Origin of the sequence: Streptomyces sp. NPDC020362 (assembly GCF_040642095.1) — a bacterium.
GTDB lineage: Bacteria > Actinomycetota > Actinomycetes > Streptomycetales > Streptomycetaceae > Streptomyces.
This window is the reverse complement of sequence record NZ_JBFAET010000429.1, coordinates 1-2,546: the sequence shown is the minus strand read 5'-3', so window position 1 is coordinate 2,546 and position 2,546 is coordinate 1. Positions and strand designations below refer to the sequence as shown.

The following is a 2,546-nucleotide window of genomic DNA, read 5'->3' as shown; positions in this document are numbered from 1 at the left end:
ACTCCGCGCCCTGGGCGAACTCCTGTCCCATGAAGAGGAGTTGCTTGCCGGGGTGGGCCCACATGAAGCCGAGGTAGGCACGGTGGTTCGCCCGCCGTTGCCACCAGTCGCCCGGCATCTTCGAGACGAGGGCCTGCTTGCCGTGGACGACCTCGTCGTGGGAGATGGGCAGGACGTAGTTCTCGCTGTAGGCGTACACCATCGAGAAGGTCATCTCGTGGTGGTGGTACTTGCGGTGGACCGGTTCGTGCTGGACGTACTCCAGCGAGTCGTGCATCCAGCCCATGTTCCACTTCAGCCCGAAGCCCAGCCCGCCGCTGTCCGTCGGCCGGGTCACCCCGTCCCAGGCGGTGGACTCCTCGGCGATCGTCACCACGCCCGGGCAGCGCCGGTAGACGGTGGCGTTCATCTCCTGCAGGAAGGCCACCGCGTCCAGATCCTCCCGCCCGCCGAAGACGTTCGGCGTCCACTGACCGGAGTCGCGCGAGTAGTCGAGGTAGAGCATGGAGGCGACGGCGTCCACGCGCAGGCCGTCGATGTGGAACTCCTCGCACCAGTACACGGCGTTGGCGACGAGGAAGTTGCGCACCTCGATGCGCCCGAAGTCGAACTCGTACGTACCCCAGTCCGGATGCTCGGCCCGCCGGTCGTCCCCGGGCTCGTACAGCGGATCCCCGTCGAAGCGGCCCAGCGCCCAGTCGTCCTTCGGGAAGTGGGCCGGCACCCAGTCCATGATCACGCCGATGCCGGCCCGGTGCAGCGCGTCCACCAGGTACCTGAAGTCGTCCGGAGAGCCGAGGCGGGGCGTGGGCGCGTAGTAGGAGGTGACCTGGTAGCCCCAGGAACCGCTGAAGGGATGCCCGGCGACCGGCATCAGCTCCACATGCGTGAAGCCCATCTCCTTGACGTACGCCGGAAGTTCGTCGGCCAGCTGCCGGTAGCCCAGGCCGGGACGCCAGGAGGGCAGATGGACCTCGTACACCGAGAACGGCGCCTCGTGCACGGGTGTGTCGCCGCGGTGGGCCATCCACTCCGCGTCGCCCCACTCGTAGTGCGCGGCCGTGACGACGGACGCGGTCGCGGGCGGGACCTCCGTGCGGCGGGCCATCGGGTCCGCCTTCAGGAACCGGCCGCCGTGGCGGGAGGTGACCTCGAACTTGTACCGGGCGCCCTCGCCGACACCGGGCAGGAACAGCTCCCAGACACCGGACGCGCCGAGCGACCGCATCGGGTACTGGGTGCCGTCCCAGTACGTGAAGTCACCGGCGACGCGTACCCCTTGGGCGTTCGGCGCCCACACGGCGAAGCGGGTGCCGGTCACCCCCTGGTGGGTCATCGGCTCGGCGCCGAGCGCCCGCCACAGCTGCTCGTGCCGGCCCTCGCGGATCAGATGGAGGTCCAGTTCGCCGAGGGCGGGAAGGAAACGGTACGGATCCTCGACCTCCTGCTCGGCGTCGTCGTAGGTCACCAGCAGCGTGTACGACGGGATCTGCGGGTACGGCAGCACGGCGGCGAAGAGCCCGCCGCCCTCCGAGACCAGGGCGTTGCGCCTGCCGTCCACCACGACGCAGACGGCGCGGGCGTTCGGGCGCAACGCCCGGAACAGGGTGCCGCCGGCTACCGGGTGGGCGCCCAGCAGGGCGTGCGGATCGTGGTGGGCGCCGCCCAGCAGGCGGTCGCGGTCGCCCGGGCCGAGCGGGACGGCCGTGAGCGGAACGGGTCCCGCGGACTCGGGGCGTGCGGTGTCGCGCAGTGCCATGACCTCAGCCTCCCCACACGGCGAGCCGCTTGATCGCCGCCATCGGCACCGGCAGCCAGTCCGGACGGTGTCTCGCCTCGTACAGCACCTCGTACACCGCCCTGTCCGTCTCGTGCGCGCGCAGCAGCGCGTGCTTCTTGCGCGGGTCCCACCCGGCGCGGGCCGCGTAGCCCGCGCAGAACGCCTCCCGGCACCGGCGGGCCCACTCCGGCCGCCAGGGGCGGCGCTGCCGGGCCGCGTAGTCGAAGGAGCGCAGCATCCCGGCCACGTCCCGCACCGGGGACTGCGGGGCCCGCCGCTCGGTGAGCGGGCGGGACGGCTCGCCCTCGAAGTCGATGACGAACCAGTCGCGCCCGGCCTGCAGCACCTGACCGAGATGCAGGTCGCCGTGGATGCGCTGGGCGGGCGGACCGGTGTCGCAGGTCTCCAGGGCACCGAACGCGGCCCGCAGGCCGGGGACGAACGGCCGCAGCGCGGGCACGGCGTGCGTGGCGGCGTCGAGCCGTGCGCACATCGCCTCGGCCGTACGCCCGTTCTCGCCCGGCCCGGCCGGCGGGAACGCCATGGCCAGCGCCAGGTGCACCTCGGCCATGGCCCGGCCCAGTTCCCGGGCCTCGGAGGTGAAGTCGTCGCCCGCGGCGAGCGCCCGCAGCGCCAGCGTCCAGCCGTCGGCGGCGTCCGGCAGGAACGGCTGCAGGACACCCAGCGTGGCCGGGCGCGGGGCGCTCGTGGGGAACCAGGCGACCGGTGCCGGCCCCCGGGCGCACCCGTGTGCGGCCAGCGCGCC

Annotated in this window: 1 protein-coding gene and 1 pseudogene; both read right to left on the bottom strand. The window is 72.7% G+C overall.

The window, feature by feature from the left end:
• A partial coding sequence (gene glgB, locus AB0H32_RS47830) for a 1,4-alpha-glucan branching enzyme (protein WP_361135883.1) occupies window positions 1-1,759 on the bottom strand: 1,759 nt, incomplete at its 3' end.
• A gap of 4 nt (window positions 1,760-1,763) precedes the next feature.
• Window positions 1,764-2,546: pseudogene (locus AB0H32_RS47825) on the bottom strand (maltokinase); the annotation flags it as partial.